The following is a 26,363-nucleotide window of genomic DNA, read 5'->3' on the forward strand; positions in this document are numbered from 1 at the left end:
CCATCCCGGCCTTCATCCAGCACCACCATTATCCACCACCACCGCCGTCATCCTCGGGCCTGACCCGAGGACCCATAACCACGTAACCGAGCCGCACACGTATCCGAATTGAAGGTGGATCCACGGTACAACGCCCGAGGACGGCGGAGTGTAGGGTATGGCGGGGCAGAGGCGGAGGATGCCCTGCGAGACTGTCGATCCGAAGATGACGTCGGAGAGGCCAGAGCTACGCGACGTCAGCCCGCCAGCTTTGCGGCATCTGCCGCAAGCCTGGTGATCTCGTCCCAATTTCCAGCCTTGACATGCTCTTCCGGCGCAACCCACGATCCGCCGACACAGACGACGTTCGGCAGGCTCAGATAGGTTTTGGCGTTGGCGGCGCTGACCCCGCCCGTGGGGCAGAACATGGTGCCCGCAAGCGGGGAAGCCAGCGATTTCAGGAAAGTCGCTCCGCCTGCCTGCTCGGCCGGAAAAAACTTCAGCATCGTATAGCCTTCCTCGCGCAGCGCCATGATCTCGCCAGGCGTTATCGCGCCGGGCAAAAGAGGCACGTTGCTGTCGCTCGCAGCCTCGATCAATTGCGGCGTCGCCCCGGGGCTGACGATGAAGCGCGAGCCCGCAGCGCTGGCCTCTTCATACTGGCGCGCATTGAGAATCGTGCCCGCGCCGACAATCGCTTCGGGCACTTCCGCGGCGACAGCGCGGATGGCGTCAAGGGCGGCGGGCGTGCGCAGGGTGATCTCGATCGCCGGCAGGCCGCCCTTAGCAAGCGCCCGCGCGAGCGGCACGGCGTGCGCTACATCGTGCACGAGAATGACCGGAATGACCGGTTGGCCCTTGAGGACGGGTAACAGCAAATCGGTCTTCTGGGTCATGTCATTCTCTCCACTAGCCTTGGGTTCAATCGATTTAGTAGCGGGGGGCGGTTTTGTCCATCGAAACCCGCAAATACTGGCAAACAAGTGCGACGAGAGTGTGAGGCGACCGCGCCGATTTGCCAAAATGCTTGAAATCCGCCTGCCGGCACAGTAGTTGGAGGCGATCATGACAGACCTTTCTTCAAACCTGCCCTTCAAAGTGGCCGCGCTCTATCGCTTTGCGCGACTGGATCACTACCAGTCGCTGCAGGAGCCGCTGGCGAAGCTTTGCTGCGGTCTCGGCATCAAGGGAACCCTGTTGCTTGCCGCCGAAGGTGTCAACGGCACTGTCGCGGGATCGGCCGCAGCCATCCAGCAGCTTGTCGATTTCCTTAATGCCGAGCCTGCTATCGCCGGCATGGAGTTGAAATATTCCTATGCCAGCGAAATGCCCTTCAAGCGGATGAAGGTGCGGCTGAAGAAGGAGATCGTCACGATGGGGGTCGCTGATATCGATCCCTTGCAAAGCGTCGGCACCTATGTGGAGCCCGAGAACTGGAACGCGCTCATCGCGGCCCCGGATACGATCCTCATCGACACGCGCAACGATTACGAGACGGCGATCGGCACCTTTGCCGGGGCGGTCGATCCGCAGACAAAGACCTTCCGCGAATTTCCGCAATGGGTCGAAGACCACCGCGACGAACTGGAAGGCAAGAAGATTGCCATGTTCTGCACGGGGGGCATACGCTGCGAAAAGGCGACGGCTTTCGTCAAGGGCCTCGGGTTCGAGGACGTCTATCACCTCAAAGGCGGCATCCTGAAATATCTCGAGGACGTGCCGGCCGAGGAAAGCCGCTGGGAAGGCGAATGCTTCGTATTTGACGAGCGAGTGTCGGTCGGTCACGGTCTTGTCGAGGGTGAGGCGGAGCTTTGCCACGCCTGCCGCAATCCGATCGCGCCCGAGGATAAGCTTTCGCCGCTGTTCGAAGAAGGCGTTTCCTGCCCCCATTGCTATCATGAGCGAACCGAGGCTGACCGTGCCCGATTTGCCGAGCGGCAGAAGCAGGTGCGTCTTGCCCGTGCGCGTGGCGCCAAAGAGCACATAGGCTCGTAGGCCCGCGCCGCTGAAGCCCGGACGACAAATCTCCTTCCTGTCATTGCAATGCCATGAACCCGGTCCTAACTAAGCCAGGCCAGTTCATGCAGCCAAAGAGGAGATTAGCATGCTTGATCCGAAGAAGATTCTCGATGATTTCCTTGGAAGCAATATCCCCGGCGTCGGCACGTCCGTGCGGGACACTGCGGGTAAGGCGACGCAGATGGCCAAGGACAATCCGCTGGCAGCCGGCGCGATCGCAGCTATCCTGCTTGGCACCGGAACTGGCCGGGACGTTGCGGGCGGTGCCCTGAAGCTCGGCGGTCTCGCCGCCGTGGCGGGCCTCGCCTACAAAGCCTATCAGAATTACCAGTCGGGCAAGACGCCTGCCGAGTCCGAGCAGCCGACGGCGCTCGACGGCGAACTCTTGCCGCCTCCGAATGACTCGAGCTTCCATCCCGAAACCGCGCCGCAGGGCGAGCACGAATTTGCGCTGGTGCTGGTGCGCGCGATGATTGCGGCCGCCCGTGCCGATGGCCATGTGGATGATGAGGAGCGCAAGCGCATTGCCGACAAGCTCGCCCTTTCCGGCCTCAACAGCGATACGCAGGCGTTTCTCACGAACGAACTCAATGCGCCCGTCGACCTCGACGCGATCGTTGCCGCGGCCGTCACCGACGCGCAGAAAGTTGAGCTCTATACGGCTTCCCGCCTTGCGATCGATCCGAAGACCCGAGCCGAACGCGGCTATCTCGACCTGCTTGCAGGCCGGCTGAAACTGCCGGACAGCCTGATCGATCACATTGAGGCGACGGTCGCGAACGCCAAGGCGAACACGGCCGCTTAAGGCGCGTTTCTGCGTAGAGGGATTCGGGGCCCTGTAATTGGATCCTCGGGTTCTTGTCCCGGTCCATGACCATGCAGTTCAAGCCATCGACGCATCACTTGTCATAGAAGTGGATCCTCGGGACAAGGGCCCGAGGATGACGGTGGTGTGGGGGCGCAGAGGAGGACGGCAGTGCAGGGGCGAAGCGAGATCACGGCGGGATATCAAAAGCATCCCACTCTCCCGCGCCCGGCCATGGACGCTGACAAATCTCCGCCCTACTTCGCCAGGAACTTCTCGATCCGCTCGATGGCGCGCAGGATGTTCTCTTCGGAGTTGGCATAGGAAAGGCGCACATATCCTTCGCCGAGAATGCCGAAATCCGGCCCTCCGATCAGTGCAACGCCTGCCTCCTCGAGTAGGGCTGACGCCAGCTGTTTGGCAGGCCAGCCGGTTTCCTTGACATTTGGGAAGGCATAGAAGGCGCCCTTCGGCGTCGCGCAACTGATGCCGGGCAGGCTGTTCAGCCCGTCGACGACAATGCGCCGGCGATTGTCGAAGGCCCGGCACATCTTTTCGACATCGTCCTGCGGCCCGTCGATGGCGGCGATGCCGGCATATTGGCTTGGCGCGTTAACACAGGACCAGCAATTGACCGCGAGCTTGCGCACCTTGTCGTAAAGCTGGTCCGGCCAGATCGACCAGCCCATGCGCCAGCCGGTCATCGCCCATGTCTTGGACCAACCGTTGAGCACGATCAGACGGTCGCGGATTGAGGGGAAGGTCAGGAGCGAGAGATGCTCCTCGCCGTCATAGGTCATGACGTCATAGATTTCGTCCGACATGATCGCAACATGAGGGTGGGCTTCAAGGCCCTTGACCAGCTTTTCGATTTCCGCGCGGGGCGTAACGCCGCCAGTCGGATTGGCCGGCGAGTTGAGGATCAGGAGACGCGTCTTCGGCGTGATCAGCGCCAGCGTTTCATCCGCCGAAAAGGCAAAGCCGTTTTCTTCCCGTATCGGGACGGGAACAGGCTTGGCGCCGGTGAACTCGATCATGGAGCGATAGATCGGAAAACCCGGATCGGGATAGAGGATTTCGGCGCCAGGTTCGCCAAAGATCATGATCGCCGCAAACATCGTCACCTTGCCGCCAGGGACGATGATGATGTTGTCCGGCGAGACTTCGATGCCGGTCGTTGTCAGGGTGCGCCGTGCGACGGCCTCGCGCGCTGCGACGAGGCCTGTGGCAGGCGTATAGCCATGGTGACCATCGCGCAGCGCCTTTATTGCGGCGTCCACAATGTGGGCGGGCGTTTTGAAGTCCGGCTGGCCAATGCCGAGATTGATGATGTCCTTGCCCTGGGCGCCCAGAGCAGTCGCGCGTGCCAGCACGGCAAACGCATTCTCTTCACCGATGCGGTCAAACCCCGGAATAGTGCGCAGCATATTCTTGTCCCACATACAATTTTCAACTTCTGCTTTGTGCTTTGAGTACAGTAACAAGTCAAACATTCTGGATGACGCTGAGCGAGCAAATTTCACCATGACCGACCTGACGAACTGGACACCCCGGCCCGTGCCTGCGCGCGAACCCCTCGAAGGGCGCGTCGCCCGCCTCGAACCGCTGGATCCGGCAAAACATGGCGACGGCCTCTTCGAGGCATCGAGCGTCACCGATGCCGGCGACCGTTTCCGCTATCTGTTTGAGGCTCCGCCCGAGAACCGCGCGGCTTTCGATGAATGGCTGGAAAAGGTTGCCGCGAGCAAGGACCCACTGTTCTTTGCCGTCATCGACAAGGCGAGCGGCAAGGTCGCCGGACGGCAGACGCTGATGCGCATCGATCCGGCGTTCGGCGTGATCGAAATCGGCAATATCTATTGGGGCCCGCTGATCTCGCGCAAACCCGCAGCCACCGAAGCGCAATTTCTTTTCATGGCCTATATTTTCGACGAACTCGGCTACCGCCGCTATGAGTGGAAGTGCAACAATGCCAATGAGCCCTCCAAACGGTCGGCAGAGCGCTTTGGCTTTAAGTTCGAAGGCATTTTCCGCCAGCATATGGTGCAAAAGGGCAAGAACCGCGATACGGCGTGGTTCTCGATCATCGACAGTGAATGGCCGGCGCTGAAGGCCGCCTACCAGAAATGGCTTTCACCGGAGAATTTCGATGCCGCGGGCAAGCAGATCAAGCGGCTCGAAGAGTTTCGCGCTGCGTGAAAGCGCCCCTTGCATAAATACGTGCTGCCGCTACAAACCTGCCAACAGCAATCGAGGCGTTTGAAGCGTGATGGATCCGAAAACCCGTAGTGCCGCCATCGCGGCTGCCTGCATCATGTTTGGTTTTGGCATTGTCGCCTATTTCATGCCGACGCTGATGCTGGCGCTTGGCGAGCGATCGGCACCGGCCGCCGGGGTCCTTGCCATCGTCTTCGTTGCCGGTTTCTTCGTGGTGTTCTGGTTGCGTGCCAGACGGCAGCACAAGGACGACTGATCCCGAGCTCTAGAATCGCAGCGATGCGGTCAGGAGCAGGATTCCGAAGAGCACGATGAAGAGTGCCCCGGCAACTTCGATAATGTTCTGGACCCGCCCGGAAAGCGCGGAGGCACCCGAAACCCTCAGCGCTACATTCTTTGCCGTCACTGCCAGTGTGGCGAGGACCGCGACGGTGATGAACGTTCCGAGCGCCATCGCGAACACCGAAAGCACACCGCCGAGAACAAGCCCGTTGAGCAGCGAGAAGGTAAGGACGATCAGCGCGCCCGAACAGGGACGCAAACCGACTGCAACGATCGCGGCCCAGGCTGTCTTCCAGTTGAACTCCCCCGCAAGCATGGCAGGATCCGGCGCGTGCGAATGCCCGCAGGTCTCGCACACGTCGCCCTCGCCATGATGATGACCATGAGCATGGTGATGATCGTGATCGTGCCCGGCATGTGTATGGTGCACGTGATCATGCTGGTGATGGGCGTGATGATCATTGTCGTGATGGTGGTGGTGATGATCGTGCGCGAGTGCCGCAGTGCCGTCGCTGTGTGCCACGAGTTGAGCCACGCGCGGGTGAAACAGCAGCGGAACCTTGCGCCAGAGCAATGAAAGGCCGAAGGCGATAATCAGTACGAAGCTCGCGATCTCCATATATCGAGCCGCGTCGTTCATCGAAACCGTGGTGCCGCGTAGCACCAGAAATGTCAGGCCGATGATGAAGAGCGCGGTGAACGCCTGCAGCATGGACGACGCAAATGACAGGAGCACGCCACGCCGCAAGGTCGTCTCATTGGCCAACATGTAGGAGGAGATGACAGCCTTGCCATGTCCCGGGCCGACGGCATGGAGGATACCGTAGAGGAATGACAGGCCGACGAGGATCGACACTTGCCAGGGATCCTCGCGCATGCCTTTCAGGGCGTGGGTCATGGCGAGATAGAAATTGCGCTGCTGGATGTTTATCCAGAGGATGAGCTCGGCGAACGGCCCTGTCGGCTGCATGGCAACCTCGTTGGAGCCGATCCCGAGCGAAGAGGTCTGGGCGAGGGCGTGCCCGCCGACAAGAACGAGGATTGCCAGGGTACCCACCAGGGTGCGTTTGCGCATGGTCTATCCTTCACTCAGCCCTTGGGGCATTCGATTTCCAGCCGGGTCGCAAAGATCTTCGACATGTTGGTCCCTGTTGGATCGTTGAAAAAGGCATCGGTCAGCGTCGCCTGGTTGGCGGCGATCGCTTCGTCGGGGTCAGGACGGACCACCTTCTGCGTACAGCCGGCGGGCACGCCGCTGACATGGATGTCCGTGTCGTTCACATAGTCGATTGCCGTATAAAATGTCGGGTCATAGACGCCGAAACTGGTCTTCTTGCCGAGCTTTAGCGGCTGCTTCGGCGCACTCTCGAAGATGATCAACAACTGGTTGTTCTGAAAGTCCGCGATGAGGTGCTGTGGCGCTCCCATGGCGATCTGCTTGCCATCGAGCGTGACGGACTGGAAATAGTCGTATTCCGATATCGACGCGTTGATTGTCGAGGCGAGTTCCGTCAGTTCCTTTTCGTCGAGTTTCATGTCCGCGTTCTTGTCGAACTCGACCAGCACAGTACTCGAAAAGATGTCGTCGAAACGCCAGACATGGCCGAGCTTTTCAACGGTCCCATCGGGCTTGATCGACACATCCAGGCGCGCTTCGGCAAAGACATGCGGATGCACATAGGCAGGGGTGGCAAAGATCAGTCCCGCCGCCATTGCGCCGATAAAAACCGCGAATCTCTGCTGCATGAAAAGCCTTTCGTGAGTTGCGCTAAGGGATATGCCGAAATTGGCGAAATTGGGACGATATAATATAACATTTAACATAATTAAGGGCGGCGATTGTCCTTGAACCACTTGGCGAGATAATCGACGAGCACGCGCACCTTTGCAGGCAGGTAGCGGCGGTGCGGATAGACCGCATGAATGCCGGCATCGCGTGGAATGAATTGCTCAAGAACGCTGACCAGCCTGCCGCTGTCAATATCGGCCTGGGCAACAAAATCCGGCAGCAGGGCAAAGCCGAGGCCGGCAAGGGCGGCCCGGCGCGTTGAAAGCGGACTGTTGATTTCGATCGGCCCCGATACCTGGACGGATAACGGTGCCCCGTCTTCATTCAGGAATTGCCAGGTATTGCGCGAGCGATTGTTGGTATCGACAAGGCAGGGCAGGGAGGCGAGAAGCTCCGGGCGCTGCGGGCGCCCCAGCCGCTCGATCAGGTCCGGCGAGCCGCAGGCAATGACATGGAAGGGTGCGAGGCGCTTGGCTATAAGCGAGGAGTCCTGCATGCGGGTGATGCGGATGGCAAGGTCGAACCCTTCTTCCACAAGGTCGACGAAGCGGTCGTCGAGCCGCACGTCGAGGACGATGTCCGGCTGCTCGGCGCAAAAGTCGATGAGGCACTGGCCGATCTCGGCATCGGCAAAGGTGCGCGGCGCGGATATCTTGATGCGGCCCTTGATATCGCTGCTCGATTCGCGCACCGCCTCCTGCAGGCTTTCGACTTCGCGCAGAATTTCGCTGGCGCGCTGGTAGTAGGTGTGCCCGGCTTCGGTCAGCGAGAACTGCCGCGTGGTGCGATTGAGGAGCAGCGCTCCGAGTTCATCTTCGAGTTCCCGCACATATTTCGAAAGCAGGGCCTTGGAACGTCCGATCTTGCGCGCCGCCGCCGAAAAGCCTTCGGCCTCGACCACGTCGATGAAAGCCCGCATGCGGGTGAGCGTGTCCATCTCAGATCGCCCTTGGCGATGTGTCGAGAATAGCCCGGCCGAGCCTGATCAGCGCGCGGTCGCTGTTCTTCGGTCCAAGCAGCGATATGCCGAAAGGTGCGCCGTGCACCTCGCCTAGCGGCAAGGTTAACTGCGGGAAGCCGGAGAGGGGCGACAGGCAAAGGAGATGAAGCATACGCTCGCGATAGGTCTGGAGATCGTCGAAGGCCGCTGCGGTAAGCGGCGCCGCGCCGGGCACAGTCGGCAGGATGAGGACGCCATCGTCGCGCAACAGGTCGCCGAGTTCGGAACGGAAGAGATCGCGGCGGCGCGTCTGCGTATCGTAAGTGGCCCGGTCGATCTTTGAACTATATTCGAAACGCTCGCGCACGCCCGGTCCAAGGCCGCGATCCTTGGCGGCGATCCATGCGCCATGCGCCTGCCAGACCTCGAAACCCTGTGTCTGGCGAAAACACAGATATAGATCGTCCATTGACGCAGTCGGCTGGCGTGCGGAACGGGCTTGGCCCAGATAGGCGCAAACGATGGCGTACATTTTTCTATAGGCGGCATCCTCTGCCTCGCCGATCAGAAAATGTTCGAGCAGCGGGATGAAAAGCGGGCGCGTCAGCTTGAATTCCTGCGCGTCGGCGCCGAGAAGGACAGCTCCGACTTTTTCGTAAAGCGCAATATCCTTGGCGAACCAGCCGAAGACGTCGAGCGAAGGCGCGAGCGGCAATGCACCTTCGAGCGTGATACGCCCATGCGTCGTCCGCAAGCCCGGGAGCCCGCAAAAACTTGCCGGTGCGCGGATCGAACCGCCCGTATCGGAGCCCGCTGCGATGGTGACCAGACCGCCCGCAACGGCGGAGACTGAACCTGACGACGATCCTCCGGTCACGCGGTCGGGCGCTGCCGGATTGACCGGATGCGGGAAATGGGCGTTCTGGCCAAGCAGCGAGAAAGCAAATTCGTCCGTCTGGGATTTTCCCGCGAATTTCGCCCCGTTGTCGAGCAGCATCTGGATGGCCGGCGCCGTGTGCATGGCAGGGGGTGATTCGGCCGCTTTTTGCGGGTTACCGCCGCCCGTTAGCATCCCGGCCACATCAAAAATGTCCTTTACGGCGAGCGTCTCGCCGGTCAGGGGCCCGCGCCCCGAAGCAAGCGCGGGTAACGGAACGTCGAGCAGGGCATTCAGGGGCGGAATTGTGTGCATCGTTCAATGATTCTAGGCCATTTTCGTCACGTTGTTCAACGAATAAAAAAATTGGCGTTGCCGCAGAATTTTCATTGATTGGACACATCTTTCACCTTATATGGCGCTTGCCCAAAGTCGCACGTGCCTGTGGGTGTCCGCCGATCTTCATAATGGTGAGGAAACGGTATGGTACCTGGAACTAACCCCTCCAGTCAGTTTAGCGGCCTACTGCTGAACTGAGGACATCTTGAAGCAACGACGGTGCGGGCCTTTCTGGTGTCTTCCGGCTGTCCATAAGCCGGGATTACTGAAGAGGCACACCTTCATTGCCTGTAGTGCGGATGGGTCCATCCAAGCCAAGGCAGACAAAGCGGATTTACGCTGGATTCAGCGTCGGTCCATCGCCGCATGAAAAAAGTCTCGTGGTTTCAGCATCTCCAAAGGCTGGCCTCACGCAGGACCGACTCATGCACTTTGTCCATGCGGTACATCGGGCGCGTCCCATGAAACCGCCACTTGCTCAAGGCGGCCACAAGTGCCGCTACGGATTGGAGACCCAAGATGGCTACGCAGCGCATCCTCGACTTCATCAACACCCGACGCCCGAACGGCCCCTGCCTCGTCGTCGATCTTGAAGTCATTCGGGAAAATTTCCACAATTTCGAAATGGCTCTGCCGGAGTCGAAGATTTTCTATGCCGTGAAGGCAAATCCCGCGCCTGAGATCCTGCGCCTGCTCGCCTCGCTTGGCTCGAGCTTCGATACGGCTTCCGTGGCCGAAGTCGAAATGGCTCTGGACGCCGGCGCAACGGCGGACCGCATTTCGTTCGGCAACACGATCAAGAAGGAGCGCGACATCGCACGTGCCTTCGAACTCGGCATCCGTCTCTTTGCCGTCGATTGCGTCGAGGAAGTTGAAAAGGTCGCCCGCGCCGCTCCCGGTTCGCGCGTGTTCTGCCGCGTTCTGACCGATGGCGCCGGCGCTGAATGGCCGCTGTCGCGCAAGTTCGGCTGCGTTCCGGCGATGGCTGTCGACGTCCTGCGCGCTGCGCAGAAGCTCGGCCTTGACTCCTATGGCGTTTCTTTCCATGTCGGCTCGCAGCAGACGGATCTCTCTGCCTGGGATCGCGCGCTTGGCGATGCAAAGCAGGTTTTCGATGCGCTTGCCAAGGAAGGCATCACGCTGAAGATGGTCAACATGGGCGGCGGTTTCCCGACCCGTTACCTCAAGGACGTGCCGACCGCACAGGCCTACGGCCAGGCGATCTTCCAGGCGCTGAGCCGTCACTTCGGCAATCGCCTGCCAGAGACGATCATCGAGCCCGGCCGCGGCATGGTCGGCAATGCCGGCGTCATCAAGGCCGAGGTCGTTCTCGTCTCGAAGAAGGCGGACAACGACAATGTGCGCTGGGTCTATCTCGACATCGGCAAGTTCGGCGGTCTCGCCGAGACGATGGACGAGGCAATCCGTTATCAGATCACCACGCCGCGTGATGGCGATCACAATGCGCCTTGCGTTCTCGCCGGCCCGACCTGCGATAGCGCCGACGTGATGTACGAGAAGAACCCCTATCCGCTGCCGATCTCGCTGACCATTGGCGACGAGGTGCTGATCGAGGGAACGGGCGCTTACACAACGACCTACTCGGCGGTTGCCTTCAACGGCTTCGAACCACTCCGATCATACGTCATCTGATCGGGCATCGCCCGATCTTGGAATTTGGCCGGCAATTTGCCGGCCTTGATGACGCCCATGATTGAAGATTGGTCAAGAAGATGAACGCAGTAGATTTCAACCAGAACCTGCACGTCCAAGGTGCACAGGCCTATACGATACGCAACGAGACGGCGCAGGACGAAGCGTCGCGCGAAGCGCTGCTCGACCGCGCCATGGGCGAGGGACGTCGCCGCAAGTCTTCGGAAAAGCTGCGGCGTGGGCGCCTGCCTTCCGAAGGCCTCGCCTTTGTCGCTCGCGGCAATGACGGAATGCTGCTCGGTTCGGTGCGGCTTTGGGATATTCAGGCAGGTCATGACGCGGCTGGCAAGCCGGTGCGCGCGCTCCTGCTCGGACCGCTTGCCGTCGAGCCCACACTCAAGGGTCACGGCATCGGCGTTGCCCTGATGCGCCATGGCATCAGCGAGGCTGCTCGCCTTGGTCACGGCGCGATCATCCTCGTCGGCGATCCGGAATATTATGAGCGCTTTGGCTTTGAGGGCGAGAAGACAGCGCTGCTTGCCATGCCTGGCCCAGTCGAGCGCCGCCGGTTCCTGGCGCTGGAACTCAAGCCCGGCCACCTTGCGGGTGCACATGGCCTCTTGTCGCCGCGCGGTCGCAAGCCGTCACGTGCAACACAGGCGGCGCCGGTTTCCCTGCGCTTTTCGATGTAGCCGCGAGAGCCCCCTCCACCAGAGGGGGCCAGGCATTGTCAGGCAAATTCCCTAACGAAACGCTCGATGGCGGTGACTTCGCTCTGCTGAATCTCGTGGCCGCCCGGATGCCAGACGAGTTCGGTATCAACGCCCTGCGCCGTCAGATAATCCGCAAACGCCTGCGTCAGCGCGGGCGGACAGATCGGGTCGCGCTGTCCCGCCGTGATGAGCACATGCTTGCCCTTGAGCGCCGGCTGCGGCGCCGGTTGCCACGGGATGAGCGGATGCAGGAGCACGGCTGCATCGAAGAGATCGGGCTGCGCCAATAGGGCTGAGGCAAGAATATTGGCGCCATTGGAATAACCAAGGCCAATGAGCTTCGAAGGCTGGGCTTCAGATTTGTGGGCACGGATGAAATCGGCCATAGCCGTGGTGCGCCGGGCGAGATCGTCCATATCGTAGACGCCTTCGCCCGTGCGACGGAAGAACCGGGCTGCGCCATGTTCGGAGACATCGCCGCGCGGCGAGACGATGCCGGCTTCAGGAAGCAGCCTGCGGCCGAAATCGAAGAACTGGTTCTCGTCGCCGCCGGTGCCGTGGAAAACGAAAAACAGCGGCTTGCCCGGTTCCCCTGCTTTGTGAATGTGATGGTGATAGCTGCTGACTGACATGATCCGTCACTCCGGCGCGGTATTTACCGGCCCTCTTGTTAGGTTACATGCCTGCTATATGTCGCCGAACCGGGCATGCTTAAACCCGGCTCCCGCTTGATGTATTGTCGCCGTCCCGTAGACAATGGCGCCGCGACGACGCCAAAAATCAATCGACGTCCGACCAGGGGCCGTGGAAGTCACCGTCCTGATCGAGCCGCTTGAAGCCATGGGCACCGAAGAAATCGCGTTGCGCCTGAATGACATTGGCCGTGCCACGTTGCTGCCGGTAGCCGTCGAAATAGTTGAGCGCGGCCGATAGAGCAGGTGTCGGGAGACCGGCGAGCGCCGCTTCCGCGACCACCTTGCGCAGGGATGCCGACCCGGTCTTCATGCGCTCGACGAAGGCTGGCGCCAGGAGCAGGTTCTTGCCCTCGCTGCCTTCGAAGGCGGCAGCGATCTCGTCAAGAAATTGCGAGCGGATGATGCATCCCGCGCGCCAGATACGGGCAGTTGTCGCCAGCGGGACGTTCCAGCCATTCTCTTTTGAAGCGCCTGCCATGACTTCGAAGCCCTGCGCATAGGCCGCAATCTTTCCGGCAAGCAGTCCATCTTCAAGCGCGTCGATAAACGCGGCATCATGGACGAGCTTTCTACCGGCAAGCAGATCGCCGTAGGCGTCCGCGGCCAGCTTGCGCTCACCCACCAGCGAGGAGATCGAACGCGCCGCGACCGCCGCTTCGATCGCCGTTGCCGGGATGCCCAGCATCTGCGCCTCGATGGCGGCCCAGCGGCCCGTGCCCTTCTGGCCGGCGCTGTCGAGGATGACATCGACGGCGGGCTTGCCGGTATCTTTGTCGGTGGCCGCAAGAACCTTGGCCGTGATCTCGATGAGGTACGAATTGAGCGGGCCTTCGTTCCATTTCTCGAAAATCTTGCCGATGGCATCCGGCGCAAGGCCAAGGCCGTCGCGCAATATGCCGTAAACCTCGGCGATCATCTGCATGTCGGCATATTCGATGCCGTTGTGGATGGTCTTGACGAAGTGACCGGCGCCATCGGGCCCGAGCAGCGCCGAGCAGGACTCGCCCTTGTATTTTGCCGATATGGCCGTGAGCACCGGCTCGATACGAGCATAGGATTCAGGCGTGCCGCCCACCATGATCGAGGGACCATGTCGCGCCCCTTCCTCGCCGCCCGAAACGCCCATGCCGACGAAGGTCGGATCATTGGGGCCGAGAGCGGCCAGGCGGCGCACCGTGTCATGGAAATTGGCATTGCCGGCGTCGATGATGATGTCGTCCTTGGCGAGGAACGGCTTGAGGGCAGCGATCTGCTCGTCGACGGCCTCGCCAGCCTTGACCATCAGGATGATCGGACGCGGCGCCTTGATGTTCTTCGCAAGATCTTCGAGCGTTTCGCAAGGAACTATCTTGTCCTTCAAGTCGCCGGCGTCCTCGTAGAACTGGTGGGTCTTTGCAACCGTCCGGTTGAAGACCGCGACGCGATAACCGTTCTCGGCAATATTGAGCGCCAGGTTGGCGCCCATGACGCCAAGGCCGATCAATCCGATGTCAGCTTGCTGCATGATATTTGTCCTTGATCAATCCGATAATATTTTCAGCGCAGGCACGCGCCTGGCGGGCCCGCTGGCCGGGAACCGCATTTGTATATCAATCGGGCGAGGGGGCAATGCCCCGCCTGTCATTTGTCGCGCAGTTGCTCCATGTCGCGTATACGGTTGGCGCTGCTTTTTTCGAGCTTGCGCGTGACCTCGGCGATCAAGGTCTCGGCGACGAGAAACAGTGTTGCGGACGAATCCCATGGCGATGGGACCGCGGTGCGGCCGGCGATCACGTGCCGTGCAAAGCGCGCAATCGGCGAGAGCCACTGGTCGGTGATCAGCACGATTTCCACGCCCCGAGCCTGTGCCTTCTCGGCAAAGCGGATGAGGCTGTCCTGATAGCGCCGAATGTCGAAAATGACGAGGACGTCCTTCTTGCCCATGTCGATCAGCTGATCGCGCCAATGGCTTTCCTGGCCGGTAAGGTGCGTTACGCCCGGACGCGTTATTTTGAGGTGTGCCGCCATGTAGCGGGCAATGGGATCGGTAAAGCGCCCGCCAAGCAGGTAGATGCGGGCGCGTGCGCGGCTGATCGCCTCGACGACATCGCCGAGCTGCTGTACGGAAAGATGCTGGAAGGTTTCGCGGATATTGTCTATCGCGGCTTCCATCAACGGAAATTCGGCGCTGTTATTGCTCGCCTGGATGGTTGCCGCGCGGTTCCAGGGCGACTGCAACTGGGCAGCAAGCTCTTCCTGGAGCGCGCCCTGGAATTCCGGGTAGCTCTGGAAGCCAAGGCGCGAGACAAAGCGCAGTATCGTGGGTGAACTCACGCCCGCCTGAGTCGAAAATTCTGCGACCGTTCGCAGTCCGATCAATGGATAGTTGGCGACGAGGGTCTGTGCTGCCTTGCGCTCCGAGGTCGACATACTGTCGATTCTTTCGGCGATCAGCTCGGAAATGCTGGTCTGCATCGGTGCTTCCCCATCTTCGCCGCCAATATCCGCTGGAACGTAAATTCGGATTTGACAAATTTTATCGTTGTGTATCAAATCATACGCGAGTGGAAACAAAAATACAAAATGTAACGTAAATTACAGCTTGCCAGAGAGCCGCAATGGGAATGTCGCAGGCAACGGTAAAAAGCGAGGATGTGGTCCGTGTGTCTAACGCGGATGGCGCCGGCCCGTTCATCATTTTATGCGATCACGCGTCCAATCATATACCCGAGGGCTATGGCACGCTTGGACTCACGCCGATCGACCTGAAGCGGCATATTGCCTGGGATCCCGGCGCCATCGGCGTAAGCATGGTTATGAGCAGCCTTCTCGATGCGCCGCTGGTCGAATCCTGCGTGTCGCGGCTGATCATCGATTGCAATCGCCCGCTGGATGCGCCCGACCTCATTCCTTCGCTCAGCGAATCAACGACAATTCCGGCCAATGCCGAATTGAGCGAGGAAGAGAGACAAAGGCGCATTGGCATTTCGCATCGACCCTATCATGCGGCGATCGAGGATCTGGCGCGTGCGCGTGCCGCGAAGGGTCTGCCCGACCCGATCTATGTCGCCGTGCATTCCTATACGCCGGTCTATCGGGGAATTTCGCGCCCCTGGGACATCGGCATCATCCACGATGCCGATGACAGGATCGCCGCACCCCTCATTGCCGGCCTTGAGGCGCTGACGCAATTTTGCGTCGGCGTCAACGAACCCTATTCGCCGGCGGACCGCGTTTATTACACTTTGGAGCGGCACGCGTCCGCTCTCGGGTTTCCGGCAGTGATGATCGAGATCCGTAACGATCTCATCACCACCGCCCAAAAAGAAATGGCCTGGGGCGAAACGCTCTCAAGGCTGCTCAGGGAGATTGTGGAGCGGCCGCTTGCGCAAGCGGTGAGCTCACCAAGAACGGGGACGGCATAGACAAAACCTACGGAGTAGCGCTCGCGAGTATCTGACGTTGCAACTTACCAGAATAACAGGGGAACGTGATGACACAGCAGGACTATACTGACACAGACAAATCGGAGGACATAAAGGTCCTTCATAGCATGGGCTACGCCCAGGAACTGGAGCGGCGGCTCAGCCGCTTTTCCAACTTTGCCGTCTCCTTTTCGATCATCTGCATTCTTTCCGGCGGTATCAACTCGCTGGCCCAGGCCACTTCGGGCGCGGGCGGCATCGGCATCGGCATCGGCTGGCTGGTCGGCTGCTTCGTCTCGCTGACCTTTGCCGTCGCCATGTCGCAGATCAGCTCCGCCTATCCGACGGCGGGCGGTCTCTACCATTGGGGCTCGATCCTCGGCAATCGCGGTACCGGCTGGGTGACGGCCTGGCTCAATCTCCTTGGTCTCATCACCGTTCTTGGCGCCATCAATGTCGGCACCTGGACGTTCTTCGTCGGTGCCTTCGGCCCGGCGCTCGGCATTGAGAACACGCTGACGACGCAGATGATCTTTCTTGTGATCATCACCGGCGCCCAGGCGCTCATCAACCACCTCGGCATTAAGCTCACGGCGAAACTCACCGACTTCTCCGGCTATCTGATTTTCTTCGGGTCGATCCTGATTGCGGTCGTGTGCTTGCTCTCCGCCGAGACCTGGGACTTCAGCCGTCTCTTCTCGTTCCACAACTATTCCGGCGAAGCGGGCGGCAACGTCTGGCCGTCGGTATCGAACGCATGGGTGTTCGCACTCGGGCTCTTGCTGCCGATCTATACGATCACCGGTTACGATGCCTCCGCGCATACATCCGAAGAAACATTGAAGGCCGCAAGTTCCGTGCCGCGCGCGATGGTCATGTCGGTCGTCTGGTCGGCGATCTTCGGCTACCTGTTCCTTGCCGCTTTCGTGTTGATGATTCCGAACATGGACGAGGCCGCCGCACAGGGCTGGAACGTTTTCTTCTGGGCTTTCGACCAGCGCGTTGGCACCGGCCTCAAGGAATTCGTCTATATCGTCGTCTTCCTGGCGCAGCTGCTTTGCGGTCTCGCCACGGTGACATCGGCGTCGCGCATGATCTTCGCATTCTCGCGTGACGGGGGCCTGCCGGGCTCCGCTGCACTCGCCAAGGTCAGCCCGACCTACCGCACGCCGGTTGCCGCGATCTGGACGGCCGCAGTGCTTTCGGTTCTGTTCGTCTGGGGCTCGTCGATCGTCTCCGTTGCCGGTACCTCGGCCTATACGATCGTCGTTTCGTGCACGGTCATCTTCCTGTTCCTGTCGTTCACCGTTCCGATCGTTCTCGGCCTCCTCGCCTGGGGAACGCCGAAGTGGGACAAGATGGGACCGTGGAACATGGGACGCGGCATCTTCACGCTGTTCGCGATCCTGTCGGTTATTTCGATGATCCTGATCTTCATCATCGGCATTCAACCGCCGAATGACTGGGCGCTCTACATCACGGTAGGCTTCTTCATCCTGACGGCAATCGTCTGGTTCGCCTTCGAAAAGCGCCGGTTCCAGGGCCCGCCACTCGGCGAAATCATTGCCGCACGTCAGGCTGCGATCAAGGCGGCCGAGCAGGCTGTCGGCGAACGAAGCTGACCCACCGCAAAGGCGGCGACCGGCTTGCTGGTCGCCGCCCTTATTTTGCCCGCGATGACTATCTCTCGTACAAGGAAAGACTATGCCCGGACATTGGAGTTTCGACGAACTAAAGCGCCACGTGACCAATGGCGAGATCGATACGGTGCTGGCCTGTTTCGTCGACATGCAGGGCCGCCTCGTCGGCAAGCGGTTCCACGCTTCCTATTTCGTCGAATCGGCGCATGACGAAACGCATGGCTGCAACTATCTCCTGGCCAACGACATCGATATGGAGCCAGTGCCAGGCTACAAGGCCGCGAGCTGGCAGCAGGGCTATGGCGATTTCGTCATCAAGCCCGATCTTTCGACCATCCGCCATATTCCGTGGCTCGAAAAATGCGCCCTCGTTCTCTGCGATATTCTCGACCATCACCATCACGAGGACCTGCCGCATTCGCCGCGCAGCATCCTGAAGCGCCAAATCGCGCGACTGAAGGACCGCGGCTATCTCGCCTATTTTGCATCGGAACTCGAATTCTATCTCTTCGACGAGACCTATGAGACGGCACGGGCCAAGAGCTGGAAGGGCATGGCCACCGCTTCGCCCTATATCCAGGATTATATTATCCAGATGACGACCAAGGAAGATGTGGTCATGCGGGCGATCCGCAATGGCCTGTTCGACGCCGGCATTCCAGTCGAGAATTCCAAGGGCGAGTGGGGCCCGGGCCAGGAAGAGATCAATGTGCGCTATGCCGAGGCGCTGGAAATGGCCGACCGCCACGTCGTCATGAAAAATGGCTGCAAGGAGATCGCCACCCAGATGGGCAAGGCGATCACCTTCATGGCAAAGTACGATTATTCTCTCGCCGGCAGTTCGAGCCATGTCCATAATTCGCTATGGAGCGCCGACGGCAAGACCCCGCTCTTCTACGACAAGAACGCCGAACACACGATGTCGGCCCTGATGCGTCAATGGGTGGCCGGCCAATTGAAATATGCCGATGATTTCACCTATTTTCTCGCGCCCTACATCAACTCCTACAAGCGCTTTCAGGCCGGTACGTTCGCCCCGACGAAGAATGTATGGAGCCTCGACAACCGCACGGCCGGTTTCCGTCTTTGCGGCGAAGGCACCAAGGGCATCCGCATCGAATGCCGCATCGGCGGCGCGGACCTCAATCCATACCTAGCCTTCGCCGGACTGATTGCCTCGGGGCTGGCGGGAATCGACGAGAAACTGGAGCTTGCCGCGCCCTTCAAGGGTGACGCCTATGGCGGCGCTCGTCTCAAGGAAATTCCGAAGACACTGCGTGACGCCACCGAAACGCTTGCCCGTTCCAAGATGCTCAAAACCGCGCTGGGCGACGATGTGGTGGAGCACTATGTCCACACCGCGCGCTGGGAACAGTTCGAATATGATCGGCGCGTGACCGACTGGGAGTTGCATCGCGGCTTCGAACGGTATTGAAGACGGACACCAGAACCAAACTAGAGGTTGAACCATGGCCGACACGGTCAAACTGATTACCCCCATTGACGGCTCCGTCTATGCGGAACGCCCCATCGCTACCGACAAGGCCGTGGATGCAGCGGTGGAAGCAGCGAAACTTGCGCAGACGGATTGGGCGCAGACGAGCGTCGAAGAGCGGGGACGGCTCTGTCTTGCGGCGCTTGACGCGCTGCTCGCCATGAATGACGAGATCGTGCCGGAGATCGCCTGGCAAATGGGCCGTCCCGTGCGCTATGGCGGTGAAAAGGGCGGCGTCGAGGAGCGTACCCGCTATATGGTCCGCATCGCCGAGCAGGCGCTTGCGCCGGTCGTCGAAAACGACAGGCCGGGCTTTCGCCGTTACATCAAGCATGTGCCGCTCGGCGTCGTCATGGTCATTGCGCCGTGGAACTATCCGTACCTCACTGCAGTCAACACGATCATTCCCGCGCTGATGGCCGGCAATGCCGTGATCCTCAAGCACGCGGCGCAAACGCTGCTCGTTGGAGAACGCTTCGCGGAGGCTTTCGAGAAGGCGGGACTACCCAAGGGTGTCTTCCAGAACATCGTGCTCAGCCACACCCAGACCGAAAAGCTGCTGGGTTCAGGCCGTATCGACCATGTGAATTTCACCGGGTCGGTGGCGGGTGGTCGTGCCATCGAGAAGGCGGCAGCGGGAACCTTCATGACGCTTGGCCTTGAACTTGGAGGCAAGGATCCGGCCTACGTGTTGCCGGATGTTAACCTCGACCATGCCGTCGCCAACCTCGTCGATGGCGCGTTCTTCAATTCGGGACAATGCTGCTGCGGCATTGAGCGCATATATGTGCATGAGAACGTCTATGACCGCTTCGTCGATGGTTTCATCGACCTGACCAAGCAATATGTGGTCGGCAATCCGCTGGATGCGGAGACGACAATGGGACCGATGGCGCAGACGCGCTTTGCCGATCTTGTCCGCGAGCAAAAGGCGGAGGCACTCCGCAAGGGAGCCAAGGCCCATGTCAACATGCGTGTCGCCAAGGACATTGCAGGTTCGCCCTACCTCGCCCCGGAGGTATTGACGGGCGTCGACCATCAGATGAGCGTGATGCGAGAAGAGAGTTTCGGCCCGATCGTCGGCATCATGAAGGTGCGTAATGACGAGGAGGCGCTCGCGCTGATGAACGACAGCCAGTACGGCCTTACGGCATCGCTGTGGACGACCGACACCGACCACGCCGCCAAGATCGGCGATCGGATTGAAACCGGCACAGTGTTCATGAATCGCTGCGACTATATCGATCCGGCGCTGGTCTGGACCGGGGTCAAAGAGACGGGCAAGGGCGGTGCCATGTCGGCGATCGGCTATGGCAATCTCACCCGGCCGAAGTCGTATCATTTGCGCGAAGCCATTTGATGATGATCTACCCTTCTCTGGGCTACCGCCCATCTCCCGACAGGGGAGATGTCCGGCAGGACAGAGGAGGTAGCCTCACATACTGATCCCATCCATCCGAAAGAAAAATCACATGAGCAAACTCATTTCCAAGTGGAATTATCCGACGACGGTTCGTTTCGGCGCGGGGCGCATCAAGGAACTGCCGGAAGTGCTGGAAGCGACGGGGATCAAAAATCCGCTGTTCGTCACCGATCCAGGGCTCGCCAGACTGCCGGTCGTAGCGAGCACGCTGAAAATCCTCGACGACGCCAAAGTGCCCTATGGGGTATTCTCGGATGTGAAACCCAATCCGGTGGAATCGAACCTGACGGCGGGTATCGCCGCCTTCAAAAAGGGCAAGCATGATGGCGTCATCGCTTTTGGTGGCGGTTCGGCGCTCGACCTCGGCAAGCTGATCGCCTTTCAGGCCGGGCAGACACGACCGCTCTGGGATTTCGAGGACATCGGCGACTGGTGGACGCGGGCAAATAGCGATGCGATCGCGCCGGTCATTGCCGTCCCGACAACGGCGGGAACCGGGTCCGAGGTCGGCCGTGCCGGCGTGATCACCCATGAGGAAAGCCACACCAAGAAGGTAATCTTCCACCCGAAAATGCTGCCGGCGATCGTGATTGCCGATCCTGAACTTTCGGTCGGCATGCCGGCATTCATCACCGCAGGCACGGGCATGGATGCGCTCGCCCACTGCCTCGAAGCCTATTGCGCGCCGGGCTATCACCCGATGGCCGACGGCATCGCGGTCGAAGGCATCCGGCTGGTATTCGAAAACCTGCCCAAGGCCTTTGCCGATGGCAAGGACTTGACCGCGCGTGCACACATGATGAGCGCAGCGGCCATGGGTGCAACGGCGTTTCAGAAAGGTCTTGGCGCAATCCATTCGCTGTCGCATCCGATCGGCGCGATCTACGACACGCATCACGGCATGACCAATGCGGTGTTCATGCCCTATGTGCTCGCCTTCAACCGGGACGCCGTCGAGGAGCGAATTGGCCGCCTTGCGGACTATATCGGCATCAAGGGGGGCTTCGACGGCTTTGCCAAGGCGGTGCTCAAACTGCGCAAGGAGCTGAAAGTCCCGCATACGCTGCCCGGCCTTATCAAGGATCTGGACATGAGCAAGAAGCAGAAGGAACACATCGCGGATATGGCGATTGTCGATCCGACGGCCGGCGGCAATCCAGTGAAACTCACCAAGAAAGCGGCGCTGAAACTGCTTGATGAGGCAATTGCGGGATAGCCGTAGATACTGCGATTAAACAAGGGGGCGCGGGAACGGCGCTCCCTTCAGTCAAATTGAGTGGATGTCAGGCAGGAATTACGAGTGTCGCGTGGTAGCGCCACAGCCTGGCATCGGCGGTGAGCAGTGGCATAGCCTCGTGCAGTGCCTGGGCGACCATGATGCGATCGAATGGATCAGAGTGATCGGCATAGTATGGAAGTGATGCCACGGCTTCCGCATGATTACCCGAAACCGGAAGTTCGACGATCCCTGCAAGATGGAACGCCGAGCGAGCATCGCGGGGATGCAGTTTGAGGTTGCCCTTCGAGTGCTTGATCGAAATTTCCCAGATGGCGGCACCGCTGATGTACAAGCTGTTGTCTGGATTTGCGGCCATCTCGATGACTTTACTCGAGAGACTATCGGAACCCTCGGCAATCCAAAGTGCTATATGCGTATCCAGTAGAAGCTTCACGGGATTATCGCCTTCGAAGCGCTGCTCTCGAAATCTTCGCTGGCATCTGGGTCGCCGGCATTAAAAGCTTCCACGGTTTTGGGAATGTCGAGGCCGGCGAGAATGTGACGCGCTGCCCCAATGCGTTTGGGCAGGGTGAATGGCACAAGCTTCGCAACCGGCTCGCCATTGCGTGCCAGGATAAATTCGCTTTCCTGTCCAAGCTCGAGGCTTTCAACCAAACTGGACAGACGCGTTTTTGCGTCATGCATGTTTACGGTAACCATTGACCAAGCCTTAGCTAGAGTTACTTAGCTAACATAGATTGCATGGCTCGTGAGTTCAAGACTTAGTGCCCGAGCACCAGGAGATCCTTTGCCGCAAGGCTGACCTTGACGTTCTCGCCGGGTTCCGGCGGCGGAGCGCTCGGATTGTTGAACGTATCGAACGAGACGACGTTTTCGCCAAGCGATGCGCGGATACGGATCACCGAGCCAAGGAAGTGCACGCTGTTGATCTTTCCGTCGAGCGTTGTCTCGCGTTTGTCCGTGGCTTCGCCAAGGCTGACCGCCTCGGGGCGCACCGCGAGCGAAATCCGGTCGCCGGACTGGTGACCGTTGAGGCGCGGACCGATGGCGACATCCTTGCCGTCAACCGTGATGATGCCCGTCTTGGCGTCGCGAACCACGGCGTCGATCGTATTCAGCGTTCCGACGAACGAAGCGACAAAGCGTGATGCCGGCTGATTATAGATCTCGAAGGGAGCGCCGACCTGCTCGGCACGGCCCTCATACATGACGACAATGCGATCGGATATAGACAGGGCTTCTTCCTGGTCATGCGTTACGAAGATGGTGGTGATGCCGAGCTTGCGCTGGATGGCGCGGATTTCCTCGCGCAGCGATACGCGGATCTTGGCATCGAGGGCCGAGAGCGGTTCATCGAGCAACAGCACCTGCGGCTTCGTCGCGAGCGCGCGCGCCAGCGCGACGCGCTGCTGCTGTCCGCCGGAAAGCTGATAGGGGAAGCGCTCGGCCAGGTGATCGAGTTTGATCAAGGACAGCATCTCTTGCACCGTCGCAGTGATTTCAGCCTGCGGCTTCTTTGCCACCTTCAGACCGAAGGCAACATTCTGCGCAACCGTCATATTGGGAAAGAGCGCATAGGCCTGAAAGACCATGCCGATATTGCGCTGGTTCGGCTTCAAGTTGACGACATCCTTGCCGCCGATGCTGATGCTGCCCGAAGATGGCGTTTCGAAGCCAGCAACCATGCGCAGCACCGTCGTCTTGCCGCAGCCACTCGGCCCGAGGAACGAAATGAATTCGCCCTTCTCGACGTTAAGATTGAAATCATGAACGACGGTTGTGGCTCCGAAGCTCTTTTTCAAATGGCTGATGGTAAGGAACGACATGGTGTTGTTTCTTCCGATTATCGCCGGGTCGCAGCGAGAGATTTGTTAAGGCGGGTAACGACCTGGATGAGGCCCATACAGACCCAGGTAATGGCAAAGGCAATCACGGATAGCGCCGCCGGTTCATAGGCACGGTTGGCGCCGAGCAATTGCAGGAACGGGCCGAATGCGGGCCGGTTGAGCAGCGCCGCCATGGTGAACTCGCCGATGACGATGGCGAAGGTCAGGAATGCACCCGAAAGCACGGCGACAAGCACATTCGGCAGAATAATGCTCGACATGATGGTGATCCGGCTTGCGCCGAGACTTTCTGCGGCTTCCGTCATGGTCCGTATATCGATGGCGCCAAGGCCCGTGTCGACAGCACGGTACATATAGGGCAGCGCCAATGTGGTATAGCCGAGGCAAAGCAGGATGTTGGTTCCCATCGCAGATCCGGTCAGAGGCAAGATCGACGAGGTATTATAGAGGCGAATATAGCCGAAGACGATAACGATTGCGGGAATGACCAGCGGCAACAGGGTGATGAACTCGATGAATGGACGCAGCCCCGGTAGTCGCAGCCGTACCCAATAGGCGGTCGGAACGACCAGGACTACGCCGACGATGATCGTCGCGATGGCCATGACCACGGAATAACCGAAGGTTGCCTGAAAGCCGGGATCGCTCAAGACGACCCAGTAGGCGTCAAGCGAATAGGTGCCACGCCGCATCCGCAGCGAAAACTCGAGAAGACCGATCAGCGGCAATGTGAAATAGAGGATGCCGAAGGCGAGCGCGAGCCAGGACCAGAAGCGATTCGTCTTCATTTGAGCCACCGTTCGCTGCGGGCACGCATCCAGATATAGACTCCGTTGGAAATGCCGGTGATGACGATCATGCCGAAGGCGAGCGCGTAGCCGAGTTGCGGGTCCTGCAGGACGTCGCCGCGAATCTGCGCATAAAGGACGATAGGAACGATACTGAGCGAAGACCCGGTCAGCGCATAGGCGGTGGCGATTGCTCCGAACGAATTTGCAAACAATAGCAGAATCGTGCCCAGCAATGCCGGCCAGAGAATCGGAAACGCAACCATTCGCCAATACTGGTTCTTCGTCGCGCCGAGAATGAGCGCAGCTTCCCGCCATTCCCGCTTCAGTCCGTCAAGCGCCGGCGTGATGATGAGGACCATCAGCGGGATCTGGAAGTAGAGATACGTTATCGTCAGGCCCCAGAAGCTCAGCAAGTTGAAGCCGTGGGCGTAGAGGTTGAAGCCGAAGACGTTCAACAAAAGGTAGGTAACGAGCCCGGTGCGCCCCAATGTGAACAGGAAGGCGTAGGCGAGGGGAACGCCGGCAAAGTTCGATGCGACGCCGGAGAAGGTCATCAACGGTGCGCGTATCCATGCAGGCAGACCGCCGAGGACGACGGCGGCGGCGATGGCGAAGCCAATTCCCGCGCCAAGAAGGGCAGAGGCCAGCGAAATCTTGATCGAGATCCAGTAGGCATTGAGGATCGACGGCTGGAAGAGGTTGGCGATATTGGCAAAGGTCAGTTTGCCTTGCGGATCCTGGAATGCGCCTGCAACGAGAAAGACGGTCGGCAGGACCAGGAACAGGAGGGCGAAGATCATGAACGGCATGACGCCGAGCCAATCGAGCGAAAGCCGCTTTTTCTCGGCCGCGGCGACTGGAAGTGTAGGACCTGGTTCTGAGATTGCACTCATGGAGTGTTCGAGACCGCTTCTTGGGTTCCAATTCCTGGTGCAGGATACCAGCACAGGATGAGCCGACAATCGCTTTCAGATAAGCCCGCGTGTGCAACCTAGCACAACGCGTTGCCCAATGCAGGAATCCCCGCGGAGTGCTCCGCGGGGATCGCTGAATGCGGCTTACTGGACGTTGGCGCCGACGACCTTGTCCCAACCCTTGGTGATGACTTCCTTGGCGGCAGCCTGTTCATCGAGCGTTGGGAAGAATGCCTTCTCGTAGGCTGCTGCTGGCGGAAGCTTGTCGAGAAGTTCCTTCGGGACCTTGTTGTTCTTTACCAGGTCCTGGAAACGGGCCGGGTGGCAATAGCCCTTGAGGTAGCCGATCTGGCCTTCGTCGGAATAAAGGTATTCCATCCAGAGCTTGGCAGCATTCGGATGCGGTGCGTAGGCGCTGATGGCCTGGACGTAGACGCCGGCCAGAACGCCGGACGGCGGAACGACGACTTCAACCGGCGGGTTGCCCTTGAGCGTGTCACGGCCGGCAAGAGCATTGTAGTCCCAGCTGATGATGATCGGGGTTGCACCCTGTGCGAGCGTGCCGGACTTGCCGATGACCGGAACGAAGTTGCCAGCCTTGTTGAGTTCGGCAAAGTACTTCAAGCCGGCTTCGCCGCCTGCGGCGCCGGGCTTGGCGCCTGTCGAGGCGCCGGCAGCCGAGACGGCGAGGATCGCCTGGTTCGAGGCGCGCGGATCACCGGCCAGCGCAACGCTGTTGGCATATTCCGGCTTGAGCAGGTCGGCCCAATCCTTCGGGACGTTCTTGACGATATCGGTGTTTACCTGCAGCGACATGACGCCATAATAGTCGCCGAACCAATGGCCGTCGGCGTCCTTCAGTTCGGCCGGGATCGAATCCCAGGTCGATACCTTGTAAGGCATCGTCAGGCCGTCTTTCTTGGCATCCGGACCGAACGAAAGACCGACGTCGATGACGTCAGGAGCTTGCGGGCCCTTGTTGTCCTTGTTCGCCTTGATGGCTTCGACTTCGTCCTTCGAACCGGCATCCGGGTTGAGTTCGTTGACTTCGAGGCCGTACTTGGCTTTGAAGCCGGCGATGATGTCACCATATCCGCACCAGTCGTGCGGCAAGGCGATCGTCGTCAACGTGCCTTCCTTCTTAGCCGCGGCGACCAGTTCGGCCGGTGCTTCGGCGAACGAAATCGTCGTACCCGCGAACAGCACAGCCGTCGACAGCGCGAGCAATCGTTTGGAATAATCGATCATTTGGTAAACCCCTTTTGCGATACGTCATTGGCTCTTTTGGACGTTCTGCTCCC

The 26,363-nt window shown here is 59.8% G+C and carries 26 protein-coding genes; 11 read left to right on the forward strand and 15 right to left on the reverse strand.

Annotated elements, in window-relative coordinates:
* Positions 1 to 236: 236 nt before the first annotated feature.
* On the reverse strand, positions 237 to 875 hold the full coding sequence (locus AC1DNI_RS12195; protein WP_477692034.1) for a 2-dehydro-3-deoxy-phosphogluconate aldolase: 639 nt from the start codon (positions 873 to 875) through the stop codon (positions 237 to 239).
* Positions 876 to 1,044: 169 nt separating this feature from the next.
* Here AC1DNI_RS12195 and trhO point away from each other — a divergent pair, with 169 nt between their 5' ends.
* Both trhO and AC1DNI_RS12205 read left to right on the forward strand, forming a co-directional pair.
* Entirely contained in the window at positions 1,045 to 1,974 is a 930-nt protein-coding gene (gene trhO / locus AC1DNI_RS12200; RefSeq protein WP_477692035.1) for an oxygen-dependent tRNA uridine(34) hydroxylase TrhO, read from the forward strand.
* Positions 1,975 to 2,083: 109 nt separating this feature from the next.
* Complete coding sequence (locus tag AC1DNI_RS12205) at positions 2,084 to 2,803, forward strand: tellurite resistance TerB family protein (RefSeq protein WP_477692036.1); 720 nt, start codon at positions 2,084 to 2,086, stop codon at positions 2,801 to 2,803.
* 257 nt (positions 2,804 to 3,060) lie between these two features.
* On the opposite strand, the gene AC1DNI_RS12210 is transcribed toward AC1DNI_RS12205, so the two are convergent.
* Positions 3,061 to 4,230 (reverse strand): pyridoxal phosphate-dependent aminotransferase, encoded by a 1,170-nt coding sequence (locus tag AC1DNI_RS12210; RefSeq protein WP_477692037.1) that lies wholly within the window; start codon positions 4,228 to 4,230, stop codon positions 3,061 to 3,063.
* A gap of 97 nt (positions 4,231 to 4,327) precedes the next feature.
* Here AC1DNI_RS12210 and AC1DNI_RS12215 point away from each other — a divergent pair, with 97 nt between their 5' ends.
* Both AC1DNI_RS12215 and AC1DNI_RS12220 read left to right on the forward strand, forming a co-directional pair.
* Complete coding sequence (locus AC1DNI_RS12215; RefSeq protein ID WP_477692038.1) at positions 4,328 to 5,002, forward strand: GNAT family N-acetyltransferase; 675 nt, start codon at positions 4,328 to 4,330, stop codon at positions 5,000 to 5,002.
* Between the two features lie 70 nt (positions 5,003 to 5,072).
* Positions 5,073 to 5,276 (forward strand): hypothetical protein, encoded by a 204-nt coding sequence (locus AC1DNI_RS12220; protein ID WP_477692195.1) that lies wholly within the window; start codon positions 5,073 to 5,075, stop codon positions 5,274 to 5,276.
* Positions 5,277 to 5,285: 9 nt separating this feature from the next.
* Here the strand turns inward: AC1DNI_RS12220 and AC1DNI_RS12225 are convergent, their stop codons facing one another.
* From AC1DNI_RS12225 to AC1DNI_RS12240, 4 genes are all read right to left on the reverse strand, one after another.
* A complete protein-coding gene (locus AC1DNI_RS12225; protein WP_477692039.1) occupies positions 5,286 to 6,377 on the reverse strand; it encodes a nickel/cobalt transporter in 1,092 nt (363 codons plus the stop codon).
* 14 nt (positions 6,378 to 6,391) lie between these two features.
* Entirely contained in the window at positions 6,392 to 7,048 is a 657-nt protein-coding gene (locus AC1DNI_RS12230; RefSeq protein WP_477692040.1) for a DUF1007 family protein, read from the reverse strand.
* Between the two features lie 80 nt (positions 7,049 to 7,128).
* Entirely contained in the window at positions 7,129 to 8,028 is a 900-nt protein-coding gene (locus AC1DNI_RS12235; RefSeq protein ID WP_477692041.1) for a LysR family transcriptional regulator, read from the reverse strand.
* 1 nt (position 8,029) lies between these two features.
* The gene (locus AC1DNI_RS12240; RefSeq protein WP_477692042.1) at positions 8,030 to 9,223 is read right to left on the reverse strand and encodes an amidase; all 1,194 of its coding nucleotides are present in this window, start codon (positions 9,221 to 9,223) and stop codon (positions 8,030 to 8,032) included.
* 543 nt (positions 9,224 to 9,766) lie between these two features.
* On the opposite strand from AC1DNI_RS12240, the gene odc2 reads away from it, so the two are divergent.
* Together odc2 and AC1DNI_RS12250 are read left to right on the forward strand one after the other, a co-directional pair.
* Positions 9,767 to 10,900 carry an ornithine/lysine decarboxylase gene (odc2, locus tag AC1DNI_RS12245; RefSeq protein WP_027229522.1) on the forward strand — a complete coding sequence of 378 codons (1,134 nt, stop codon included), beginning with the start codon at positions 9,767 to 9,769 and terminating at the stop codon, positions 10,898 to 10,900.
* 80 nt (positions 10,901 to 10,980) lie between these two features.
* A complete protein-coding gene (locus tag AC1DNI_RS12250) occupies positions 10,981 to 11,592 on the forward strand; it encodes a GNAT family N-acetyltransferase (protein WP_477692043.1) in 612 nt (203 codons plus the stop codon).
* A gap of 38 nt (positions 11,593 to 11,630) precedes the next feature.
* Here the strand turns inward: AC1DNI_RS12250 and AC1DNI_RS12255 are convergent, their stop codons facing one another.
* The 3 genes from AC1DNI_RS12255 to AC1DNI_RS12265 all read right to left on the reverse strand — a co-directional run bounded on the left by AC1DNI_RS12255 (position 11,631) and on the right by AC1DNI_RS12265 (position 14,762).
* On the reverse strand, positions 11,631 to 12,245 hold the full coding sequence (locus AC1DNI_RS12255; RefSeq protein WP_477692044.1) for an alpha/beta hydrolase: 615 nt from the start codon (positions 12,243 to 12,245) through the stop codon (positions 11,631 to 11,633).
* A gap of 148 nt (positions 12,246 to 12,393) precedes the next feature.
* Positions 12,394 to 13,812 (reverse strand): NADP-dependent phosphogluconate dehydrogenase, encoded by a 1,419-nt coding sequence (gene gndA, locus AC1DNI_RS12260; protein WP_477692045.1) that lies wholly within the window; start codon positions 13,810 to 13,812, stop codon positions 12,394 to 12,396.
* Positions 13,813 to 13,928: 116 nt separating this feature from the next.
* On the reverse strand, positions 13,929 to 14,762 hold the full coding sequence (locus AC1DNI_RS12265; protein ID WP_477692046.1) for a MurR/RpiR family transcriptional regulator: 834 nt from the start codon (positions 14,760 to 14,762) through the stop codon (positions 13,929 to 13,931).
* Between the two features lie 143 nt (positions 14,763 to 14,905).
* Between AC1DNI_RS12265 and AC1DNI_RS12270 the strand changes: the two genes are divergently transcribed.
* The 5 genes from AC1DNI_RS12270 (at position 14,906) to AC1DNI_RS12290 (ending at position 21,486) form a co-directional block, all read left to right on the forward strand.
* Positions 14,906 to 15,712 carry an N-formylglutamate amidohydrolase gene (locus AC1DNI_RS12270; RefSeq protein WP_477692047.1) on the forward strand — a complete coding sequence of 269 codons (807 nt, stop codon included), beginning with the start codon at positions 14,906 to 14,908 and terminating at the stop codon, positions 15,710 to 15,712.
* A gap of 68 nt (positions 15,713 to 15,780) precedes the next feature.
* Positions 15,781 to 17,334, forward strand: coding sequence for an amino acid permease (locus AC1DNI_RS12275; RefSeq protein ID WP_027229528.1), 1,554 nt, complete (start codon positions 15,781 to 15,783; stop codon positions 17,332 to 17,334).
* An 82-nt stretch (positions 17,335 to 17,416) separates the two neighbouring features.
* Positions 17,417 to 18,787 carry a glutamine synthetase family protein gene (locus AC1DNI_RS12280; protein ID WP_477692048.1) on the forward strand — a complete coding sequence of 457 codons (1,371 nt, stop codon included), beginning with the start codon at positions 17,417 to 17,419 and terminating at the stop codon, positions 18,785 to 18,787.
* A gap of 34 nt (positions 18,788 to 18,821) precedes the next feature.
* Positions 18,822 to 20,207 (forward strand): aldehyde dehydrogenase family protein, encoded by a 1,386-nt coding sequence (locus AC1DNI_RS12285; protein WP_477692049.1) that lies wholly within the window; start codon positions 18,822 to 18,824, stop codon positions 20,205 to 20,207.
* 112 nt (positions 20,208 to 20,319) lie between these two features.
* On the forward strand, positions 20,320 to 21,486 hold the full coding sequence (locus AC1DNI_RS12290) for an iron-containing alcohol dehydrogenase (protein ID WP_477692050.1): 1,167 nt from the start codon (positions 20,320 to 20,322) through the stop codon (positions 21,484 to 21,486).
* Between the two features lie 67 nt (positions 21,487 to 21,553).
* Here AC1DNI_RS12290 and AC1DNI_RS12295 read toward each other — a convergent pair whose 3' ends face one another.
* The 6 genes from AC1DNI_RS12295 to AC1DNI_RS12320 form a co-directional block, all read right to left on the reverse strand.
* Entirely contained in the window at positions 21,554 to 21,943 is a 390-nt protein-coding gene (locus tag AC1DNI_RS12295; protein WP_477692051.1) for a type II toxin-antitoxin system VapC family toxin, read from the reverse strand.
* Positions 21,940 to 22,209 carry a type II toxin-antitoxin system Phd/YefM family antitoxin gene (locus tag AC1DNI_RS12300; RefSeq protein WP_477692052.1) on the reverse strand — a complete coding sequence of 90 codons (270 nt, stop codon included), beginning with the start codon at positions 22,207 to 22,209 and terminating at the stop codon, positions 21,940 to 21,942. The genes AC1DNI_RS12295 and AC1DNI_RS12300 overlap by 4 nt, the downstream gene beginning before the upstream one ends.
* Positions 22,210 to 22,271: 62 nt before the next feature.
* Positions 22,272 to 23,336: an ABC transporter ATP-binding protein gene (locus AC1DNI_RS12305; protein ID WP_113280869.1), complete on the reverse strand. Its 1,065-nt coding sequence runs from the start codon at positions 23,334 to 23,336 to the stop codon at positions 22,272 to 22,274.
* 17 nt (positions 23,337 to 23,353) lie between these two features.
* A complete protein-coding gene (locus AC1DNI_RS12310; RefSeq protein WP_027229535.1) occupies positions 23,354 to 24,145 on the reverse strand; it encodes an ABC transporter permease in 792 nt (263 codons plus the stop codon).
* The gene (locus AC1DNI_RS12315) at positions 24,142 to 25,041 is read right to left on the reverse strand and encodes an ABC transporter permease (protein WP_091944038.1); all 900 of its coding nucleotides are present in this window, start codon (positions 25,039 to 25,041) and stop codon (positions 24,142 to 24,144) included. The genes AC1DNI_RS12310 and AC1DNI_RS12315 overlap by 4 nt, the downstream gene beginning before the upstream one ends.
* A 165-nt stretch (positions 25,042 to 25,206) precedes the next feature.
* Complete coding sequence (locus AC1DNI_RS12320) at positions 25,207 to 26,310, reverse strand: ABC transporter substrate-binding protein (RefSeq protein ID WP_027229537.1); 1,104 nt, start codon at positions 26,308 to 26,310, stop codon at positions 25,207 to 25,209.
* Positions 26,311 to 26,363 lie beyond the last annotated feature (53 nt).

This window comes from Phyllobacterium sp. 01N428 (assembly GCF_056399405.1).

Bases quoted from the DNA above. Each gene is read 5' to 3' on its own strand.
- AC1DNI_RS12195 (WP_477692034.1), bottom strand. From the start codon at position 875: ATGACCCAGAAGACCGATTTGCTGTTACCCGTCCTCAAGGGCCAACCG.
- trhO (WP_477692035.1), top strand. From the start codon at position 1,045: ATGACAGACCTTTCTTCAAACCTGCCCTTCAAAGTGGCCGCGCTCTAT.
- AC1DNI_RS12205 (WP_477692036.1), top strand. From the start codon at position 2,084: ATGCTTGATCCGAAGAAGATTCTCGATGATTTCCTTGGAAGCAATATC.
- AC1DNI_RS12210 (WP_477692037.1), bottom strand. From the start codon at position 4,230: ATGCTGCGCACTATTCCGGGGTTTGACCGCATCGGTGAAGAGAATGCG.
- AC1DNI_RS12215 (WP_477692038.1), top strand. From the start codon at position 4,328: ATGACCGACCTGACGAACTGGACACCCCGGCCCGTGCCTGCGCGCGAA.
- AC1DNI_RS12220 (WP_477692195.1), top strand. From the start codon at position 5,073: ATGGATCCGAAAACCCGTAGTGCCGCCATCGCGGCTGCCTGCATCATG.
- AC1DNI_RS12225 (WP_477692039.1), bottom strand. From the start codon at position 6,377: ATGCGCAAACGCACCCTGGTGGGTACCCTGGCAATCCTCGTTCTTGTC.
- AC1DNI_RS12230 (WP_477692040.1), bottom strand. From the start codon at position 7,048: ATGCAGCAGAGATTCGCGGTTTTTATCGGCGCAATGGCGGCGGGACTG.
- AC1DNI_RS12235 (WP_477692041.1), bottom strand. From the start codon at position 8,028: ATGGACACGCTCACCCGCATGCGGGCTTTCATCGACGTGGTCGAGGCC.
- AC1DNI_RS12240 (WP_477692042.1), bottom strand. From the start codon at position 9,223: ATGCACACAATTCCGCCCCTGAATGCCCTGCTCGACGTTCCGTTACCC.
- odc2 (WP_027229522.1), top strand. From the start codon at position 9,767: ATGGCTACGCAGCGCATCCTCGACTTCATCAACACCCGACGCCCGAAC.
- AC1DNI_RS12250 (WP_477692043.1), top strand. From the start codon at position 10,981: ATGAACGCAGTAGATTTCAACCAGAACCTGCACGTCCAAGGTGCACAG.
- AC1DNI_RS12255 (WP_477692044.1), bottom strand. From the start codon at position 12,245: ATGTCAGTCAGCAGCTATCACCATCACATTCACAAAGCAGGGGAACCG.
- gndA (WP_477692045.1), bottom strand. From the start codon at position 13,812: ATGCAGCAAGCTGACATCGGATTGATCGGCCTTGGCGTCATGGGCGCC.
- AC1DNI_RS12265 (WP_477692046.1), bottom strand. From the start codon at position 14,762: ATGCAGACCAGCATTTCCGAGCTGATCGCCGAAAGAATCGACAGTATG.
- AC1DNI_RS12270 (WP_477692047.1), top strand. From the start codon at position 14,906: ATGGGAATGTCGCAGGCAACGGTAAAAAGCGAGGATGTGGTCCGTGTG.
- AC1DNI_RS12275 (WP_027229528.1), top strand. From the start codon at position 15,781: ATGACACAGCAGGACTATACTGACACAGACAAATCGGAGGACATAAAG.
- AC1DNI_RS12280 (WP_477692048.1), top strand. From the start codon at position 17,417: ATGCCCGGACATTGGAGTTTCGACGAACTAAAGCGCCACGTGACCAAT.
- AC1DNI_RS12285 (WP_477692049.1), top strand. From the start codon at position 18,822: ATGGCCGACACGGTCAAACTGATTACCCCCATTGACGGCTCCGTCTAT.
- AC1DNI_RS12290 (WP_477692050.1), top strand. From the start codon at position 20,320: ATGAGCAAACTCATTTCCAAGTGGAATTATCCGACGACGGTTCGTTTC.
- AC1DNI_RS12300 (WP_477692052.1), bottom strand. From the start codon at position 22,209: ATGGTTACCGTAAACATGCATGACGCAAAAACGCGTCTGTCCAGTTTG.
- AC1DNI_RS12305 (WP_113280869.1), bottom strand. From the start codon at position 23,336: ATGTCGTTCCTTACCATCAGCCATTTGAAAAAGAGCTTCGGAGCCACA.
- AC1DNI_RS12310 (WP_027229535.1), bottom strand. From the start codon at position 24,145: ATGAAGACGAATCGCTTCTGGTCCTGGCTCGCGCTCGCCTTCGGCATC.
- AC1DNI_RS12315 (WP_091944038.1), bottom strand. From the start codon at position 25,041: ATGAGTGCAATCTCAGAACCAGGTCCTACACTTCCAGTCGCCGCGGCC.
- AC1DNI_RS12320 (WP_027229537.1), bottom strand. From the start codon at position 26,310: ATGATCGATTATTCCAAACGATTGCTCGCGCTGTCGACGGCTGTGCTG.